This window comes from Brucella sp. LJL56, assembly GCF_054871705.1.
On the sequence record NZ_JBTXLQ010000002.1, the window covers coordinates 475,562 to 493,676 of the forward strand.

Sequence of the window (18,115 nt, forward strand, 5' to 3'; positions counted from 1 at the left end):
TGGCTCCTCAAGATTTCGGTGCGGCAGCCAGCATTTCTTTCAGCCGTACTGCCCCGGCAGCAATATCGGCCTCGGTCGGATTGATCCCAGCCGCCAGAAGGCGGCGCGCGATCATATGATCCGCTGGACGATTGATGGAATCGACAGCCAAAAGCCTGTCACCGGCAAAGTGGAAGATGGAGAATGCGTTTTCTTCTGGATTTCCCGAAAGGATGTGCCGGTCAGCATCGAAGGAAAGTCCTGCCGTCTGCAACTTCATATCGCCCTGATCGGACCAGAACCAGGCGACCTCCCGAAACGGCGCTTCGCGTCCGACAATGGTGCGCGCCACATGCTTTGCCTGATCGGTCGCGTTCTGCACGGACTCCAACCGAACCCGGCGACCGGCGTGAAAATGATCATAGCTCACGCAATCGCCAATAGCGTAGACGTGGCTGGCAGACGTACGCAGATGCTCGTCCACAACAATCCCGTTGTCGATCGCAAGCCCCGCTGCGACTGCAAGCTCCACGTTCGGCACCGCACCAGTGCCGATCACCACCATATCCGCCGGGAATATCCTGCCGTCCGCCGCTTTCACGCCAGTAACATGATTATTCTCACCCTCGATTGCCGTCACACCGAGACCGGTCAAAAGTGTGATATTGGCGGCGCGACTGCGTGCTTCCACATGGGCGGAGATGTGCGTTGCAACCGAACGACCCAGCACACGCGGCGCGGCTTCGATCAGAATCGTCTTTTTGCCGAGTGCGATTGCGCTATGGGCCATTTCAAGGCCAATGAAACCGCCGCCGATAATGACGACGTTCTCGACATTCGGCATTGCTGCTGCGATGCGGCGTGCATCTTCCATCCGGCGCAGCGTAAAGACACCGTCAAGCCCGACACCCGGCACATTGGGAATACGCGCACGTGCGCCGGTCGCGAAGATCAGTTCAGACCAGTTCAAGATGCGTCCGCCATCAAGCGCAACTGTCTTGTCTGCAATCGATACGGCATCGACGTGATAGCCGAACAGCATCTCGATATTGTTATCGCGATAGGTTGCTTCCGGGCGCAGCACCAGACCGCCGCCTTCCGGAGCTTTCAGATAAGATTTGGAGAGCGGCGGCTTATGATAGGGAATGTCGGCTTCATCGTTGATGAGAACGATTTCGCCTGCATAGCCTTCCTGCCGAAGACTGATAGCGGCCTGCGAGCCGGCATGACCAGCCCCAATAATAATGCATCTGTCGTCCATAGGACCTCCGGAATTTCCGCACATCATAAACGTGTCGCGGCCCGCCGCGTGGCCAAATAGCCACGGATTCACACCTTAATTGCACGCAATTCGAATATTTAAAACATTTAGTTTGACCGATCGGTCAGATTGTTTAGTAGGATGCATCAAATCTGGTTTGACGCGCATCTTGTTCCGAAAACCTTTTCACACTTTTCGGGATGCGCTCTAACGCCCTTGGCCCGAGCGTGTAGGAGTTGCAATCTTGAAACGATATTGGTCCGATTATACGAGCGAGGCATTCTCCCGCCTCGATCGCGAGAAGCTCGTGGCGGTTCTGCCTGTCGGCGCAATTGAACAGCATGGACCTCACCTGCCGCTGGCGGTCGATGCCGCCATTGTCGACGGCATGGTGAAGGAAACAATCGCCCGCCTGCCTGAAACAAGCCACGCGCTTTTCCTGCCGACGCAGGCCATCGGCAAGAGCAACGAGCACAGTCTTTATCCGGGCACGCTGACGTTCTCGGCAGAGACGATTATTCGCATGTGGTGCGAAATAGGTAGCTGCGTGGCAGCAAGCGGCGTTCGCAAGATGGCGATTCTCAACAGCCATGGTGGTCAGATTAGCGTCATGGATATCGTGGCGCGCGAACTTCGCATCCGTCACAACATGATGATAGTGAGTATCAACTGGTTCGGCCTCGGAATGCCTGAAGGCGTCTACAGCGACCACGACGCCAAGCACGGCATTCATGCCGGCGACATGGAAACCTCGGTTATGCTGGAAATGCACCCCAACCTCGTCGATATGTCGAAAGCGCAGGATTTCCATACGCTTACGGAAACTTTCGCAAGTGATTTCAAGTATCTTTCACTGAGCGGTGGCGCGAAGCCTGCCTGGCAGATTCAGGACATCAATCCTTATGGTGCCGCTGGCAATGCGACGCTCGCGACAGCCGAAAAGGGTCGAGCGACCATCGACTTCGCTGCCGAGCGGCTGGTCGAGGTTCTCGCAGAAATCGAACGAGCGCCACTTTCCTGGCTCGATAATCAACCTGCTTGGCAACCCGTCTGATAAGGACAATGAGCGTGGCCCCCAACTCGCAAGTTCCGTCCTCTCTGATCGAGATCGATGGCGTCTACAAGCAATATGGCACTGGTGTGATGGCTGTGAGCGACATGTCGCTCAAGATCGAGCAAGGCCAGTTCGTCAGTTTTCTCGGCCCTTCGGGCTGCGGCAAGAGTACGGCGCTACGCATGATCGCCGGTCTGGAATCGATTTCCGCCGGTGATATCCGCGTCAACGGCCATGCTCCTGGGAAGGGACCTATTGGCGCACAGGATATCGGTTTCGTTTTTCAGGAACCGACGCTGATGCCGTGGGCCAGCGTTTTCGACAATGTCTATCTGCCGCTGCGGCTTTCTGGAATTTCCCGCAAGGAAGCAACCCCGCGTGTTGAAGAAGCGCTGGCACAGGTTGGCCTGTCGCGTTTTGCCAAGGCATTTCCACGGGAGCTGTCTGGCGGGATGAAAATGCGCGTTTCCATCGCTCGCGCGCTGGTTACACGTCCACGTCTTCTCTTGATGGACGAACCTTTTGCAGCTCTCGACGAGATGACGCGCTTCAAGCTCAACAACGATGTGCTGCGTCTTTGGCAGGAACACGGCCTGACGGTGATCTTCGTCACCCACAGCGTTTACGAGTCGGTCTACCTGTCGAACCGTGTCATCGTCATGGCGGCAAGACCAGGGCGCGTAGTTGCCGATATACCGATCATCGGTTCATATCCCCGTGCTGAAAACTACCGCACGACGGATGCTTACGCGAAATATTGCGCCAAGGTTTCCGATGCACTGACCGCGACGCTTTCCTCTGAAGATATAGATCACTGAGGACATGCAAATGAACCAGATGCAAAACGAACTGCCCGTTCTCAATTCCGAACAGGACCGCCTCGCCCGGCGCGAGCGCACCTTGCGCATCGTCATGCCGACACTGGCAATCATCATAGCGCTCGGCGTATGGGAAGGTCTCGTCCGTTACTATCAGGTGCCGCACTACCTGATCCCCGCGCCATCGCTCATTGCCGAAACGCTTTTCAAAGATGGTCCGTCCCTGATGGCGTCCATGTGGTTTACGGTAAAGCTGACCCTGATCTCGCTCGCCTGTGCCATTATCGGCGGCATTCTGCTCGGCATGGTCTTCGCCTTGTCGCGCCCGATAGAAATGGCGTTCTTTCCCTTCGCCGTTATTCTTCAGGTCACGCCGGTAATCGCTATTGCGCCGCTCATCCTGATCTATGTGCGCGATACATTTTCAGCCCTGTTGATCTGTGCATGGATCGTCGCCTTCTTCCCGATTCTCTCCAACACGGTGATTGGATTGCGCAGCGCCGATCACAATCTGCGCGACCTGTTCAAGCTCTACCGCGCTTCTCCATGGCAGCGCCTGCGCTATCTGCTGGCACCGAGCGCATTACCCTATTTCATGGCCGCGCTGAAAATCGCCGGTGGCCTGTCGCTGATCGGTGCAGTCGTGGCTGAGTTCGTTGCCGGTACGGCAGGCCAGAGCACGGGTCTTGCCTCGCGTATTCTGGAATCGAGCTTCCGCAACGAAATTCCGCGCATGTTTGCGGCACTTTTCCTCGTCTCGTTGCTCGGCATTGTGATCTTCCTCATCACGAGCTGGCTGTCGCGCCTCGTCCTCGGGCGTTGGCACGAAAGCGAAATCCGTCGCGAGCGCTAAGATGTTGACTGGCGTGGCCATAGCCGGACTTTCCGGACACTACGACATCAAGGTCGAAGGCGACGGCATCGCCTCGCTTGTGCCGTCGCAGACAGCGGGTGGCGGACTTGTCACCCCGCTTTTCGCGGATATCCACGTCCATCTCGACAAGACCTTCACGATCCAGCGCATAGCAGAAACTGGCAGTGCCAGAGTGGATTGCTTGTTCGACGCCATAGACCTGATGGGCACGGATCGGAAGAACTGGAGTGCGGAAGATATCCGCACCCGCGCAAGCAAAGGACTTGAGGCTGCATTCGAACAAGGCGTCGGCGCAATGCGCAGCCATGTCGACTGGACAGCGCCGGAAGTGCCGACTGCCTGGCCCGTTCTCAATGAATTGCGCGAGGAATGGAAAGGCCGGATCGACCTTCAGCTTGCAGCGCTTGTCCACGGTGATCTTGTGCTCGAAGCAGGCAGGCAAATAGCGGTCCGCGTTGCAAAAGACGGCGGCGTGTTCGGGGCATTTTTCTATCGCAATGCCGATCTTGAAACCAAGATCGAAGAGATGTTCCGCCTCGCCGTGCAGCATGATCTCAATCTCGACTTCCATGTCGATGAAGGTCTGGATGTCGAAGCGGATGGGTTTTCGCTGATCGTATCGACAACCAAACGCCACGGCATGGCTGGTCGGGTGTTGAGCGGTCATGCCTGCTCACTGTCATTGCGCGAGCCGGACGAACTGCAGCGCATTCTTCATGCTGCCGCAGATGCAGGCACGGCGCTCGTTTCACTACCCACGACAAACCTCTACCTGCAGGATCGGATCGGTGGGAAATCTCCGCGCCTGCGCGGTGTTGCACCGTTGAAGGAAGCGCGCGCAGCAGGCATGGATGTCATGCTCGGCTCCGACAATGTCCGCGATGCATTTTACCCTTATGGCGATTATGACCCGCTTGCCATTCTTCGTCTCGCAGCGCCGGTTTGCCATGTCGAGCCGCAGGACTGGCTTGACAGCATCACCACCCTGCCCGCCCGCCTTATTGGCAGCGAATGCGTGCAGCAACCGCAGGCAGGTGGCCTGGCCAGTTTCGTCTGGCACGATGCAATAGACCTGAACGATCTCATCAGCCGCCCGCAGGCCCTCCGCGTCGTCTGGCGCGATGGTAAAACAGTTAATCGGAGAACCCCATGAATTCTGCCGCACCACAGCGCATCTATGACTGGGCCGCGTTTCGCGCCGAAATCGAAGGCATCCGCATCTACGACGACCCAAAGCAGGTCGAGCTGCGGTCCCGCGATTATTTCTGGTACAGCCCGATCCTGACCGAAGATATCGGCCATTATGTCGGCGATCTCGTCGTCATCCCGAAAGATCAGGATGAGGTGCGTCGCGTGGCGGCAGCCGCCGCAAAGCTGCATATTCCAATCACTGTTCGTGGCGGCGGCACAGGCAATTACGGCCAATGTGTTCCGCTCGAAGGCGGCATCATTCTCGACATGACCAAGATCGACCGCATCGTTTCCATCGAACCCGGCAAGGTTCGTGTCGAAGGCGGTGCTCGCATTTCACGTCTTGACGATGCCGTGCGTGAGACCGGTCAGGAACTGTTGATGTATCCGTCCACCCGCCGCATCGCCACGATTGGCGGCTTTTTCTCAGGCGGTTCAGGCGGCATCGGCTCGCTGCGTCACGGCATGTTGCGCGACGATGGCAATGTCTATTCGGTCAAGGTTCTGACCGTCGAACCGGAACCGAAGATCATCGAATTGACCGGCCGCGACATTCACAAGGTTCAGCATGCCTATGGCACCAACGGCATCATTCTTGAGCTGGAAATCGGTCTCACCAAGGCGACAGACTGGATACATACCGCAGCGCTTTTTGATAGTTACGAGGCGACGCTCAATTTTTGCCTCAAGGCACTGGAAGAGAGCCTCGACTGCTATCTGTTGACCACAGTTGATCGCCGTTTTGCACGCTTTTACACTAAGTTCGGCAATCTTTTCCCATCCGACAAGGATGCGGTTTTTGCTATGATCGCACCGGCAGAACTGGCCCGTTTCGAAACGCTTGCCACCGAATTTGACGGCAAGGTTTCCTTCGCCATGACGCTGGATGAATTGCACAAAAGCGGCCTGCAGCCCGCTTATGAATGCGGCTGGAACCATACAACCTTGCAGGCGCTGAAAGCCGAGGAAGGCTGGACCTATCTTCAGGTCGCCTATCCGCGTCCTTTCGACGTCGATGTCGTTACACGCCAGATCGAGCGCTATGGCGAAACGCAGTATATGCATCACGAAATGGCTCGCCTTGAAGGCGAAGTGCAGATTTTCGCGCTTCCGCTTGTGCGTTTTGAAGGCCGTGACGAGATGTACCGGCTGATCAAGGAACTGGAGCAGGTTGACGGTTGCGACATTTACGATCCCCATGCCTACACAATCGAGGACGGCGGGATGAAGGAGATCGATAGCGTGCAGATCGAATTCAAGAAGCAAGCCGACCCGTACGGCTTGCTCAATCCGGGCAAAACGCGCGGCTGGACCGCTGACATGGCTTTGACTGATTAAAACAAGGGGAACCAAATGAAAAAGACACTGGTTGCGGCGCTAGCCGCACTTTCCATGGGCCTTTCCGCGCAGATGGCCTATGCACTCGACAAGGTGACGCTCGGCACCAACTGGCTCGCTCAAGCAGGTCACGGCGGATTCTATCAAGCCCTTGCCGACGGCACCTACGAGAAATACGGCCTCGATGTGCAAATTGAAATGGGCGGACCACAGGTCAACAATCGCCCGATGCTGGCCGCTGGCCGCCTCGACTTCCTGCTGACCGGAAATCTGCTTCTGTCGTTCAATAACGTCGCCAATGGCGTGCCGACAACGGTTGTTGCCGCTTTCTACCAGAAGGACCCGCAGGCACTAATGGCGCACGAGGGCGCGTACAAGGATTTCAAAGATCTGACCAATGCCGAAACGATCCTGATTTCGAAGGATGGCCAGTTCTCGTTCTGGCCATGGCTCGTCAAGGACTTTGGCTTCAAAGACGAACAACTGCGCCCTTATGGCTATAGCCTCGCCCAGTTCCTCAACGACAAGAAGGTCGTACAGCAAGCCTATGCGACCGCCGAACCAATCTATGCCGAAAAGGAAGGTGCAAAGGTCACGACCTATCTTCTCGCCGATTATGGCTACAGCACTTACGGCAACACGATCGAAACCCGCCAGGATCTGATCGAAAAGAACCCCGATCTGGTACAGCGCTTCGTCAGCGCTTCCATCGAGGGCTGGACCAATTTCCTCTACGGTGACCGCAGCAAAGCCTACGAATTCATCCTGAAAGATAACCCGGACATGAGCAAGGAAACGCTCGATGCGGAACTGGAGCGGATCAAGAACCTTCAGCTCATCGACAGCAGCGATACGCTTAAAAAGGGAATTGGCGCTATCTCGATGGAGCGCGTCAAGGCGTTCTACGAACTCGCCCGCAAGGCAGGAATTGTCAGCGGCGACGAACTCGACATGAGCAAGGTCGCGACCGATGCCTTCGTAAACAAGGGCGTGGGGCTCGACATCAAGAAGAAGCTGGGCCAATAACCCCTCCTCAATCGCGGCAGGTACAGATGAGCAACGGCGACGAGAATGACGACACCGAACTGACCGGACGGGACAAGGTTCTCGGACGCAGACGGCGCATTCTCGGCGCAATACGAGCTGCCGCGATTGACGAATTTGCCGAAAAAGGCCTTGTGGGGGCATCCACGCAGGGCATTGCGCACCGCGCTGGCCTCACCAAGCCGCAACTGCACTATTATATTTCGAGCAAGGAAGAGCTTTACGAGGATATCATCGTCTATATCCTCGACGAATGGGAAGACATTTTCCTCGGAGCCAATACAGAAGACGACCCTGCCAAGGTTATCCGCCAATATATCCATGCCAAGCTCGAATATAGCCAGAAAAACCCCAAGGCTTCGCGCCTTTTCACCACCGAAATCGCCAATGGTGCGCCCTATCTCGGACGCCACTGGACCAAGCATCAGTCTGCAACCCAGAATGCAGTCCGTCTCATCCAATCATGGGTGGACGACGGCCGCATCAAGCCTGTCGACCCCCTACTGTTTCAAATGCATATATGGGCAGTCACCCAGCATTATGCCGACTTTGAAGCACAGGTCCGCAGCATGATGGAACTCGGCAAGGACGAACCGCTCGACCTTGAACGGATCGAGAAAGAGGTTTCAACGCTATTTCTGCGTGCCTGTGGGCTGGAATAAAGTGCGCCCCGAAAAGGCACCGTTCCGGTCAGCGTAGCCCCTCAAGCTCCGCAATGCGGGCGGCGCTGTCTTTTTCCAACATTCTTGTCATTTCGCGAATGACCGTTTCCGCTAGGACAAAAAGCGCTGCCGACGAATCCCAGGCTGACGGCACAGCGGTGCGTCCTGCCAAAACATGCCTTGCCACACGTGCGATTGGTGAGAGCCACTGGTCGGTAACAAGGATAACCTCCACGCCACGCGCCCGCGCCTTTTCAGCCAGTTTCAGAAGGCTGTCCTGATAGCGGCGAATATCGAAAACCACCAGAACATCACGCTTGCTCATATCGAGAAGGCGATCACGCCAGACACTTTCCTGTCCGCTAAGGTGAAAGACGTGCGGACGAATGACCGTCATATGCGCCGCCATATATTGCGCAATGGGATCGGTGAAACGCCCACCGATCAGGTAGATATTTCCCTTGGTGCCGCTCAAAGCCGAAACGGCCTGTCGCAACTGCCTTTCGCCGAGATGCCGGAAACTCTCACGGATATTCTCCAACGTATGTTCCACTGCCGGATAGGCAGTGTCCGTACCAATTCCCGGCTGCTCGTTACGATGGTGTGGCGACTGCAACTGGGCTGCGAGTTCATCCTGCAAGCGCGCCTGAAAATCAGGATAGCTCTGAAACCCAAGCCTGTTCACAAAGCGCAAGATCGTCGGGGAGCTGACACCAGCCAATGCGGAAAATTCCGCAACGGTTTTCAGGCCCAGCATCGGATAATTGGCGATCAGCGTCTGCGCTGCACTTCGCTCACCCGCCGGCATCGTATCGATCCGCTCATTGATCAGTTCCGCAACGCTTGCATGCACCAGCACAGCACTTCCTGTTTCAGCAGGCCCTTTTTGAATTTGGGCGAAATTGTGTTTGACAAATAATCATAGGACGTATCAAATAATCCGCAATAGCGCATAATTGGAAAAAACGTAACATAAGTTACAGCGCGGGGAACGAATAGAATGACGGACGAGCGAGAACATCGCACGGCTTCGTGCGAGCCTGTTTCTGTCTTCAACAAGGATGGGGAAAGCCCCTATCTCTTTGTCTGCGAACATGCATCCAATTTCATTCCCGAGAAATTCGAGGGGCTCGGACTGAATGCCGATGCCTTGCGGGCACATATCGCCTGGGACCCCGGTGCAATCGAAGTCGCAAGACATCTCGCTACGTCTCTCGATGCGCCTCTTGTCGAAAGCCATCTTTCGCGACTGTTGATCGATTGTAATCGCCCGCTCGACGCCCACGACCTCATCCCGGAAATTAGCGAGACAACCGTGGTTCCCGGAAACCACGCTCTTAATTCCATGGAGCGTCTGGCGCGTATCGATCTTTCTCACCGCCCATTCCACACTGCTGTCGAACACGTAATTGCAGAGCGTACGCGACACGGATTGCCATCCTGGATCGTAACGATCCATTCCTTCACGCCAGTCTATCGCGGTACCGCTCGCCCCTGGCAGATCGGAATCATACATGACGAGGACGACCGGATCGCGAGGCCACTGATAGCCGCGCTGCGGGAAAACGTAAGCCTCAATGTCGGTGTCAACGAACCCTACTCGCCGGCCGACCGCGTCTACTACACGCTTGAACGACACGCACGCCCTCGCAATGCGCCCTGCGTAATGATCGAACTCCGCAACGATGAGATTGCCGATGGTCCGGCACAAACTGCCTGGGCCGAAAAGCTTGCAACGATATTGAGGGACATTGCGGAAGCAATTGGCCCTCGCAACACGGAACAGAAAGCCTGAAGGAGCCGGAAATGCCGAAGCCGATCAGACTGTTCGTCAAATACATTGATGCATTGAATTACTATGTCGGACGCTTCGCGATGTATCTTTTCTTCGTGCTCGGCGCATGCCTTCTGTATTCGACTTTTTCGCGTGTGGTCCTCGGCGTGCCGGTCAACTGGGTCTTGGAAATGTCCCAGTTCCTGCTCTCCGCCTATTATCTGCTCGGCGGCGCTTATGCCATGCAGCAGGGCGCGCACGTGCGAATGGACCTGTTCTTCGACCGCCTTTCCCCGCGCAGGAAAATGATTACCGACATGATCACCATCCTGTTCATTATCTTCTATCTTGGAGTGATGGTCGCGGGCGGAATTTCATCGACCAATTACGCGATCGTTTACAGCCAGAAGAACTATACCGCCTGGGCGCCACTTCTTTGGCCGATCAAGCTCATCATGACGGTCGGCATTCTTCTTCTGCTGCTGCAATGCGTCTCCAATTTCTTCAAGGACTGGGCATCCCTGCGTGGAAAGCCGATCAACACCATCGCAGGTCCCGCCATTGAGGAAGGGCATCACATATGAGCTCGGAATTCATTACGCTCTTCATGTTTGCAACCATGATGGTGCTGCTCATGACCGGGCAGCGCGTATTCGGCGTGATCGGTTTCGTCGGGTCGCTTGCCGCGCTCCTGCTTTGGGGCAAGGGCTCATTTGAGATGCCGTATAACGCTACCTTTGCGGTGTTGAACTGGTATCCGCTTATCACGGTGCCGTTCTTCGTCTTCATGGGCTACATGCTCTCGGAGTCCGGCATTGCCAGCAATCTCTATCGCATGTTTCACGTGTGGTTCGGCGGCATTCGTGGCGGTCTGGCGCTTGGAACGATCGGCCTGATGGTCATCATCTCCTGCATGAACGGCCTGAGCGTTGCGGGCATGGCGATCGGCGCGACCGTCGCGCTGCCCGAATTGCTGAAACGCGGCTATAACAAGGTTATGGTAACGGGCGTCATCCAGGCTGGCAGCTCGCTTGGCATCCTTATTCCACCAAGCGTCGTGCTCGTTCTCTATGCGATGATTGCCCGGCAGCCGGTCTTGCAGCTCTGGCTCGCGGGCATAGGCCCCGGTCTTCTCATGGCCGCACTCTTTGCGATTTATATCTATATACGCTGCCGTTTCCAGCCTGAACTCGGGCCGACACTGCCGAAAGAAGAACTGGACAAAATCACGTGGCACGATCGTTTTGTCACGCTACGCGCAGGCATTCTGCCGCTCGTTGTGTTTGGCGCAATGATGGGCCTGTTCCTCTCGGGCGTTACCAGCCTTGTGGAAAGCTCCGCCGTCGGCGCGTTGCTCGCGACACTTGCCGCACTTTTCACCGGGCGCCTCAACAAGACTGTCTGGGAAACCACGACACGGAACAGCCTCACCGTCACCTGCATGTTCCTCTGGATCATTCTGGCCGCGCTTTGCTTCTCGTCGGTCTATGACGGTCTCGGGGCGGTGAAAGCCATCGAAAGCATATTGCTCCATACCTTCGATCTGTCGCCATGGACAATTTTGGTGCTGATGCTGTTTTCGTTCATCATCTTGGGCATGTTCCTTGATGACACAGCAATGCTGGTCATTGTGGCGCCGCTTTACATACCGCTGGTCAAGAGCCTCGGCTTTAACGCCATCTGGTTCGGCGTGCTCTACACGATCACCTGCCAGATCGCATATATCACGCCGCCTTTCGGGTACAATCTGTTCATGATGCGAGCCTTGGCACCGAAGGAAGTCACATTGATAGATATCTATCGTTCAATCGTGCCGTTTTTCTTCCTTATGGTGCTGACCATCATCCTTCTGATGATCTTTCCGCAGATCGCGATGTGGTTGCCCAACTGGTACACAGGACGATGATGATAATTACGGGAGAATACGCATAAGCCGGTGACAAGAGCCAGAACGGCCAGACCGGAACAAATAGAGGGTGAACTCAAACAAGAGTGGGAGAATGGGCATGAGTGAGAATAGCAAGCTTAACAAACGCGATTTTCTCAAGAAGGCCGGGCTGACAACCGTTGGTGCGCTGGGTGCAAGCACGCTTGCAACGCCTTATGTGCGGGCACAAAGTCCGATCAAGTGGCGTCTCCAGACCTATGCAGGTCCGGCACTTGCAGAGCACGTCATCAAGCCGTCTATCGACGCCTTCAACAAGGCTGCCAATGGCGATATGGTGATTGAACTTTATACTGCCGACCAGCTTGTGCCGCAGGGCGAGCTGTTCCGTGCTGTTCAGTCCGGCACAATCGACGCCGCGCAAAGTGACGACGACTCCATGGCATCGCCAGTCGATGTAGCGGTGTTTGGGGCTTATTTCCCCTTTGCATCACGCTACAGCCTCGATGTACCAGCCCTGTTCAACTGGTATGGGCTCAATGAAATATGGGAAGAAGCCTACAAAGAAATTCCGGGGGTTACCTGGCTCAGCGCCGGTTCCTGGGACCCCTGCAATTTCGTGACCACCAAACCGATCCGCAGCGTCGCTGACCTGCAGGGGCTTCGGGTCTTCACCTTCCCGACCGGCGGGCGCTTCCTGACCAAATTCGGCGTCGTGCCGGTCACGCTGCCGTGGGAAGATATTGAAGTCGCAATCCAGACGGGCGAACTCGATGGCGTTGCATGGTGTGGCGCGACCGAGGCCTATACGGTCGGCTGGGCAGACATCAACAAATACTATCTGACCAACAACATCAACGGTGCATGGGCCGGCTCCTATTTCGCGAATACCGAGAAATGGGAAGCCGTGCCGGATCACCTGAAGACCCTGTTCAAGCTGGCGATGGATTCATCGCATTACTATCGCCAGCACTGGTATTGGTGGGGCGAAGCTCACTATCGCACCACGGGTGGGAAACTGGAACTGACCACTATTCCGGAATCGGAATGGAAGCAGATCGAAGACGCCGCCGAACAGTTCTGGGACGAGATCGCCGCCAAGAGCGAGAGAAACGCGAAAGTCGTCGCAATCCTGAAAAAATATCAGGAAACCATGCGAGGTGCCGGCGCACCTTACCGTTACACCTGACGAACAAAGGCGCCGTGCATTCGCGCGGCGCCTCTCACTTCATTCCGTGGGAGCACAGCAAATTAAATGGCCGGACAACTGACATTCGATGCATTGAAAAAAGCCGTTGCAAATGACGAAATCGATACCGTTCTCGCATGTTTCGTGGACATGCAGGGACGCTTGATCGGCAAGCGCTTCTATGGACAGTTTTTCGTGGAATCTGGTTATGACGAGACCCACGGCTGCAATTATCTTCTCGCCGACGATATCGACATGGAGCCGGTGCCTGGTTACGAGGCCGCGGGCTGGGACAAGGGGTATGGCGATTTTGTCATCAAGCCGGACCTTTCGACCTTGCGTGTCGCCGCCTGGCTGGAAAAGACGGCCATTGTACTCTGTGACATACTCGATCACCACGACCACGAGGATTTAGGGCACTCTCCGCGCGCTATTCTTAAGAAACAACTGGCACGCCTGCATGAGCGCGGCTATCGCGCTTACTTCGCATCCGAGCTTGAGTTTTATCTTTTCGACGAAACCTACAAGACGGCTCGCGCCAAACATTGGCAGGATATGGAAACCGCCTCGCCTTACGTGCAGGATTACGTCATTCATCTGACCACCAAGGAAGAGCCGGTCCTGCGCGCAATGCGCAACCAGCTCGCGGCAGCAGGCATTCCAGTAGAAAACTCCAAGGGCGAATGGGGCCCGGGACAGGAGGAGCTGAATGTGCGCTATGCCGAAGCTCTCGAAATGGCGGATCGCCATGTCATCATGAAGAACGCGATGAAGGAAATCGCCGAGGCACATGGAAAGTGCATCACCTTCATGGCGAAATATGATTACTGCAAGGCTGGAAGTTCAAGTCACGTGCACAATTCCATCTGGAGTGCCGACGGCAAGGAATCGCTCTTCTTCGATCCGAAAGCGCCTTATACCATGACGCCGCTGATGCGTTCATGGGTGGCGGGGCAGCTCAAATATGCCACCGATTACACCTATTTCCTTGCACCTTACATCAATTCCTACAAGCGCTTTCAGGCAGGTACCTTTGCGCCGACGAAAATCATGTGGAGCCCTGATAACCGCACCGCTGGCTTCCGGCTGTGCGGCGAAGGCACGAAAGGCATTCGCATCGAATGCCGTATCGGCGGCGCCGACCTCAATCCATATCTGGCCTTTGCCGCGCTTATCGCTGCAGGTTTGAAAGGGATAGACGAGCAACTGGAACTTGAAGACCCCTTCGTCGGCGACGCTTATAGTGCGGTCAAGCTCAAGGAAATTCCCTACACGCTGCGCGAGGCCGCACAGGCACTTAAGAACTCTGCATTTCTCAAGGAGGCCTTCGGAGACGCTGTGGTCAATCATTATGTCCATACCGCCCATTGGGAGCAGATCGAGTACGACCGGCGGGTGACCGACTGGGAACTACATCGCGGTTTCGAGCGCTATTGACCCGAGTGACCGATCCCGAAATGAATGACGAAGTAGCAGATTTCAGAGGAAATTACAGATGAGCGGCACGGCCAAGATCATCTCCCCGATAGACGGCTCGCTTTATGCCGAGCGTCCTTTTTTGAGCGAGGCTGCAATCGCCTCGGTGGTGACTGCCGCACGCAACGCGCAAACAGGTTGGGCTCAATCAAGCATCGCTGAACGCGCCCGCTATTGCCGCGCCGCGCTCGACGCTCTCGCTGCGATGCAGGATGAGATTATCCCGGAAATTGCGTGGCAGATGGGACGACCCACGCGCTATGGCGGCGAAAATGGCGGCGTTCAAGAACGCGGCCAGTATATGATCGACATCGCCGAAGACGCGCTGAAGCCTTATGTACCGGCACAGAAGGACGGCTTTCGCCGGTATGTCAAACACGTTCCGCTCGGCGTTGTTCTGGTGATTGCGCCATGGAACTATCCTTATCTCACGGCAGTGAACACGATCATTCCGGCATTGATGGCCGGAAACACCGTGATCCTCAAACACGCAACACAGACGCTTCTGGCTGGTGAGCACTTTGCAAAGGCCTTCGAGAAGGCCGGGCTGCCAAAGGGCGTCTTTCAGAACATCGTTGTTGATCACGTATCAACGGAAAAGCTGCTTGCATCCGGGACAATCGACCACGTGAATTTCACCGGCTCGGTGGGTGGCGGGCGCGCTATCGAGAAGGCTGCCGCAGGCACCTTCATGACGTTGGGGCTAGAGCTTGGTGGCAAGGATCCTGCCTATGTGCTGCCCGATGTCAATCTGGAACACGCCGTCGCCAATCTGGTTGACGGTGCATTCTTCAATTCCGGACAGTGTTGCTGCGGGATAGAACGCATCTATGTTCATGAAGCTGTCTACGACCGCTTCATTGATGGTTTTATCGACCTGACGAAGCAATATGTGGTCGGCAATCCGCTTGATAGTTCAACGACGCTTGGACCGATGGCGCAAGCGCGTTTTGCCGATCTCATCCGCGAGCAGAAGGCTGAAGCTTTGCGCAAGGGTGCGAAGGCTCATGTCAATATGAACGTCGAGAACGACCGCGCAGGTTCTCCCTATGTCGCGCCGGAAGTGCTCACCAATGTCGATCACCAGATGAGTGTCATGCGCGAAGAGAGCTTTGGCCCCATCGTCGGCATCATGAAAGTGCGCAATGACGAGGAAGCCCTCGCGCTCATGAACGATAGCATCTATGGCCTCACTGCATCGCTATGGGCCTCCGACACGGACCATGCCGCCGCACTCGGTGACCGCATCGAGACGGGCACGGTTTTCATGAACCGCTGCGACTATCTTGATCCCGCCCTTGTCTGGACCGGGGTGAAAGACACCGGCAAGGGCGCAGCCCTGTCGCCCATCGGCTACGGCAATCTCACGCGACCGAAATCCTTCCATCTGCGCGAGAAAATCTGATCTGAATTGAGTTTCTGGAAAGCAATCGACATGACCACTTTGACTGCCAAATGGAATTTCCCCACCACCGTGCTTTTTGGCCCAGGCCGTATCAAGGAATTGCCTGCCGTCCTTAAAGGCGCTGGCATTCAGAACCCGCTCTTTGTGACCGATCCTGGCTTGGCAAAGCTTCCTGTGGTGGCATCCACGCTCGCTATTCTTGATGAAGCCGGTGTAGAATACGGAGTTTTCTCCGAGGTCAAACCGAACCCGGTCGAAAGCAATCTCTATGCGGGCGTTGAGGTTTTCAAGAACGGTAAGCATGATGGCGTCATCGCCTTCGGCGGCGGTTCGGCGCTGGACCTCGGCAAGTTGATTGCCTTTCAGGCAGGGCAGACAAGGCCGGTGTGGGATTTCGAAGACATTGGCGACTGGTGGACCCGCGCCGACAGCAATGTCATTGCACCAATCATTGCCGTACCCACCACTGCTGGCACCGGATCGGAAGTTGGCCGCGCAGGCGTTTTGACCAACGAAGCGACCCACACCAAGAAGGTCATCTTCCACCCGAAGATGCTCCCGGTCACAGTGATTGCCGACCCGGAACTTTCGACCGGAATGCCGCCTTTTATCACAGCAGGCACAGGTATGGATGCGCTGGCACACTGTCTTGAAGCCTATTGTGCTCCGGGATTTCATCCGATGGCTGATGGCATCGCGGTGGAAGGTATACGTCTGGTCTTTGAGAACCTGCCCAAGGCCTACGCCGATGGAAAGAACGTCGAAGCACGTGCCAACATGATGGCCGCTGCTGCCATGGGCGCAACGGCCTTCCAGAAAGGCCTTGGCGCAATCCATTCGCTGTCGCATCCGATCGGTGCCCTCTATGATACCCATCACGGCATGACGAATGCAGTTTTCATGCCCTATGTCCTGCTTCAGAACCGATCCGCCATCGAAAAGCGTATCGAACGACTAGCCAACTATCTCGGTCTCAATGGTGGTTTTGATGGGTTTCTGGCGGCTATCATGAAGTTACGCACCGATTTGGGCGTCCCCAATACGCTGCCCGAATTCATCAAGGGCCTCGAAATGGACGACACCCGGAAGGACCTGATTGCCGAGATGGCCATCGTCGATCCGACGGCTGGCGGCAACCCGATTGAATTGACAAAAGAACGCGCGTTGAAGTTGCTAAATGCCACACTCGAAGGTAAGGTCTGAAACGCTAAATTCAGGCTCGGCAAAGGCCATAAGAGGTAAGCATCGCACCACCTATGGCGGGGGGCGATGCATTGGGGAGCGGGTTCTTGGGGAGGAGCCTGCTCCCTTTCATTTTGCACGCATTTTCACATAGCTACAAACCTTGATTTGCCAGCATATATTTGCCCGAAGGGAAACGGGAACCAATCGATATTTCAAGCGTTTACTCTGATCATCTAAGACGGAGGGTTGCACGTGAATATCTTCAAAAAAACCTGTGTCGGGGCGTTCGCCGTAATTTTTGGAGCGACCTCCATCGCACCGACGATGGCTGCCCCTATGAATCTGGAACGCCCTGTCATGAATCAGAACGTCGAACAGGTGCGTGACCATCGCCGCCCGCCGCGTCACTATCATGGAAAAAGACCCAACCGGCCCGGACATTGGAACGGACATCGCGGCTATCGTCATTATCGCCATGGCTATCGTCGCCACAACGACGGGTGGTGGTATCCACTCGCGGCGTTTGGCGCAGGTGCGATCATTGGCGGCGCGATAAGCCAGCCTCGCCCCGTTTATCGCGCGCCGAGGATGTCTAACGCGCATGTGCAGTGGTGTTATAACCGCTATCGGTCCTATCGCTCCTCGGACAATACCTTCCAGCCCTATAATGGGCCACGCAAACAATGCTACTCGCCCTATTCTCGCTGATAATTGGAAGAGCGCCCTTCGGGGCGCTTTTTTCGTGGAATTTGCGTTGTATTGAACAGAAACGTGATGAATTTTTCGGTTTCTGCCATAACCCAATGCTGGACGCCTCCCACAAAGAGGAATAAGCAAGCCCGCGTCATATCAATGTCGCGGGCAACATTTTCTCCTTTTCCAGTCTTTTGCGACATGAAGGACATTATTCAGAACGTGGATAGTGGAAGAAATGTGCTCGACTTTCTCCATGACCAGTTCAGTCCAAAGTCGACCGTCGC

General features: G+C 55.7%; 17 protein-coding genes. 15 read left to right on the plus strand and 2 right to left on the minus strand.

What is annotated here, in order from left to right; all coding sequences use genetic code 11:
- Positions 1–7: 7 nt before the first annotated feature.
- A complete protein-coding gene (locus ACYSN1_RS10775) occupies positions 8–1,240 on the minus strand; it encodes an NAD(P)/FAD-dependent oxidoreductase (RefSeq protein WP_461725657.1) in 1,233 nt (410 codons plus the stop codon).
- A gap of 244 nt (positions 1,241–1,484) precedes the next feature.
- On the opposite strand from ACYSN1_RS10775, the gene ACYSN1_RS10780 reads away from it, so the two are divergent.
- Genes ACYSN1_RS10780 through ACYSN1_RS10810 form a run of 7 tightly spaced genes read left to right on the plus strand, consistent with a single transcriptional unit; the run spans position 1,485 to position 8,221 of the window.
- Positions 1,485–2,294, plus strand: coding sequence for a creatininase family protein (locus ACYSN1_RS10780; RefSeq protein WP_461725658.1), 810 nt, complete (start codon positions 1,485–1,487; stop codon positions 2,292–2,294).
- Positions 2,295–2,302: 8 nt separating this feature from the next.
- Positions 2,303–3,112 (plus strand): ABC transporter ATP-binding protein, encoded by an 810-nt coding sequence (locus ACYSN1_RS10785; RefSeq protein WP_461725659.1) that lies wholly within the window; start codon positions 2,303–2,305, stop codon positions 3,110–3,112.
- 10 nt (positions 3,113–3,122) lie between these two features.
- Positions 3,123–3,965 carry an ABC transporter permease gene (locus ACYSN1_RS10790; RefSeq protein WP_461725660.1) on the plus strand — a complete coding sequence of 281 codons (843 nt, stop codon included), beginning with the start codon at positions 3,123–3,125 and terminating at the stop codon, positions 3,963–3,965.
- Between the two features lies 1 nt (position 3,966).
- Positions 3,967–5,139, plus strand: a complete 1,173-nt coding sequence (locus ACYSN1_RS10795; RefSeq protein ID WP_461725661.1) for an amidohydrolase family protein — start codon at positions 3,967–3,969, stop codon at positions 5,137–5,139.
- Positions 5,136–6,515, plus strand: a complete 1,380-nt coding sequence (locus tag ACYSN1_RS10800; RefSeq protein ID WP_461725662.1) for an FAD-binding oxidoreductase — start codon at positions 5,136–5,138, stop codon at positions 6,513–6,515. Before ACYSN1_RS10795 ends, ACYSN1_RS10800 begins: the two co-directional genes overlap by 4 nt.
- Before the next feature lie 15 nt (positions 6,516–6,530).
- Positions 6,531–7,541: an ABC transporter substrate-binding protein gene (locus ACYSN1_RS10805; protein WP_461725663.1), complete on the plus strand. Its 1,011-nt coding sequence runs from the start codon at positions 6,531–6,533 to the stop codon at positions 7,539–7,541.
- Positions 7,542–7,567: 26 nt separating this feature from the next.
- Positions 7,568–8,221 carry a TetR family transcriptional regulator C-terminal domain-containing protein gene (locus ACYSN1_RS10810; protein ID WP_461725664.1) on the plus strand — a complete coding sequence of 218 codons (654 nt, stop codon included), beginning with the start codon at positions 7,568–7,570 and terminating at the stop codon, positions 8,219–8,221.
- A gap of 28 nt (positions 8,222–8,249) precedes the next feature.
- Here the strand turns inward: ACYSN1_RS10810 and ACYSN1_RS10815 are convergent, their stop codons facing one another.
- Positions 8,250–9,029, minus strand: a complete 780-nt coding sequence (locus ACYSN1_RS10815; protein ID WP_461725877.1) for a MurR/RpiR family transcriptional regulator — start codon at positions 9,027–9,029, stop codon at positions 8,250–8,252.
- A 192-nt stretch (positions 9,030–9,221) separates the two neighbouring features.
- On the opposite strand from ACYSN1_RS10815, the gene ACYSN1_RS10820 reads away from it, so the two are divergent.
- From ACYSN1_RS10820 to ACYSN1_RS10855, 8 genes are all read left to right on the plus strand, one after another.
- Positions 9,222–10,016, plus strand: a complete 795-nt coding sequence (locus tag ACYSN1_RS10820) for an N-formylglutamate amidohydrolase (protein WP_461725665.1) — start codon at positions 9,222–9,224, stop codon at positions 10,014–10,016.
- A gap of 11 nt (positions 10,017–10,027) precedes the next feature.
- Positions 10,028–10,579, plus strand: a complete 552-nt coding sequence (locus ACYSN1_RS10825) for a TRAP transporter small permease subunit (RefSeq protein WP_461725666.1) — start codon at positions 10,028–10,030, stop codon at positions 10,577–10,579.
- Positions 10,576–11,901: a TRAP transporter large permease gene (locus tag ACYSN1_RS10830; RefSeq protein ID WP_461725667.1), complete on the plus strand. Its 1,326-nt coding sequence runs from the start codon at positions 10,576–10,578 to the stop codon at positions 11,899–11,901. Before ACYSN1_RS10825 ends, ACYSN1_RS10830 begins: the two co-directional genes overlap by 4 nt.
- A 100-nt stretch (positions 11,902–12,001) precedes the next feature.
- Entirely contained in the window at positions 12,002–13,069 is a 1,068-nt protein-coding gene (locus ACYSN1_RS10835; protein ID WP_461725668.1) for a TRAP transporter substrate-binding protein, read from the plus strand.
- Positions 13,070–13,135: 66 nt separating this feature from the next.
- A complete protein-coding gene (locus ACYSN1_RS10840) occupies positions 13,136–14,506 on the plus strand; it encodes a glutamine synthetase family protein (protein WP_461725669.1) in 1,371 nt (456 codons plus the stop codon).
- Positions 14,507–14,564: 58 nt separating this feature from the next.
- Positions 14,565–15,950 (plus strand): aldehyde dehydrogenase family protein, encoded by a 1,386-nt coding sequence (locus tag ACYSN1_RS10845; RefSeq protein ID WP_461725670.1) that lies wholly within the window; start codon positions 14,565–14,567, stop codon positions 15,948–15,950.
- A 30-nt stretch (positions 15,951–15,980) separates the two neighbouring features.
- On the plus strand, positions 15,981–17,153 hold the full coding sequence (locus ACYSN1_RS10850; protein WP_461725671.1) for an iron-containing alcohol dehydrogenase: 1,173 nt from the start codon (positions 15,981–15,983) through the stop codon (positions 17,151–17,153).
- A 234-nt stretch (positions 17,154–17,387) separates the two neighbouring features.
- Positions 17,388–17,843 (plus strand): BA14K family protein, encoded by a 456-nt coding sequence (locus tag ACYSN1_RS10855; RefSeq protein ID WP_461725672.1) that lies wholly within the window; start codon positions 17,388–17,390, stop codon positions 17,841–17,843.
- Positions 17,844–18,115: the final 272 nt, after the last annotated feature.

What these genes read in the sequence shown, in the direction of transcription:
- ACYSN1_RS10775 (WP_461725657.1), bottom strand. Translation starts at nt 1,240, where the DNA reads ATGGACGACAGATGCATTATTATTGGGGCTGGTCATGCCGGCTCGCAG.
- ACYSN1_RS10785 (WP_461725659.1), top strand. Translation starts at nt 2,303, where the DNA reads ATGAGCGTGGCCCCCAACTCGCAAGTTCCGTCCTCTCTGATCGAGATC.
- ACYSN1_RS10790 (WP_461725660.1), top strand. Translation starts at nt 3,123, where the DNA reads ATGAACCAGATGCAAAACGAACTGCCCGTTCTCAATTCCGAACAGGAC.
- ACYSN1_RS10795 (WP_461725661.1), top strand. Translation starts at nt 3,967, where the DNA reads ATGTTGACTGGCGTGGCCATAGCCGGACTTTCCGGACACTACGACATC.
- ACYSN1_RS10800 (WP_461725662.1), top strand. Translation starts at nt 5,136, where the DNA reads ATGAATTCTGCCGCACCACAGCGCATCTATGACTGGGCCGCGTTTCGC.
- ACYSN1_RS10805 (WP_461725663.1), top strand. Translation starts at nt 6,531, where the DNA reads ATGAAAAAGACACTGGTTGCGGCGCTAGCCGCACTTTCCATGGGCCTT.
- ACYSN1_RS10810 (WP_461725664.1), top strand. Translation starts at nt 7,568, where the DNA reads ATGAGCAACGGCGACGAGAATGACGACACCGAACTGACCGGACGGGAC.
- ACYSN1_RS10815 (WP_461725877.1), bottom strand. Translation starts at nt 9,029, where the DNA reads ATGCCGGCGGGTGAGCGAAGTGCAGCGCAGACGCTGATCGCCAATTAT.
- ACYSN1_RS10820 (WP_461725665.1), top strand. Translation starts at nt 9,222, where the DNA reads ATGACGGACGAGCGAGAACATCGCACGGCTTCGTGCGAGCCTGTTTCT.
- ACYSN1_RS10825 (WP_461725666.1), top strand. Translation starts at nt 10,028, where the DNA reads ATGCCGAAGCCGATCAGACTGTTCGTCAAATACATTGATGCATTGAAT.
- ACYSN1_RS10830 (WP_461725667.1), top strand. Translation starts at nt 10,576, where the DNA reads ATGAGCTCGGAATTCATTACGCTCTTCATGTTTGCAACCATGATGGTG.
- ACYSN1_RS10835 (WP_461725668.1), top strand. Translation starts at nt 12,002, where the DNA reads ATGAGTGAGAATAGCAAGCTTAACAAACGCGATTTTCTCAAGAAGGCC.
- ACYSN1_RS10840 (WP_461725669.1), top strand. Translation starts at nt 13,136, where the DNA reads ATGGCCGGACAACTGACATTCGATGCATTGAAAAAAGCCGTTGCAAAT.
- ACYSN1_RS10845 (WP_461725670.1), top strand. Translation starts at nt 14,565, where the DNA reads ATGAGCGGCACGGCCAAGATCATCTCCCCGATAGACGGCTCGCTTTAT.
- ACYSN1_RS10850 (WP_461725671.1), top strand. Translation starts at nt 15,981, where the DNA reads ATGACCACTTTGACTGCCAAATGGAATTTCCCCACCACCGTGCTTTTT.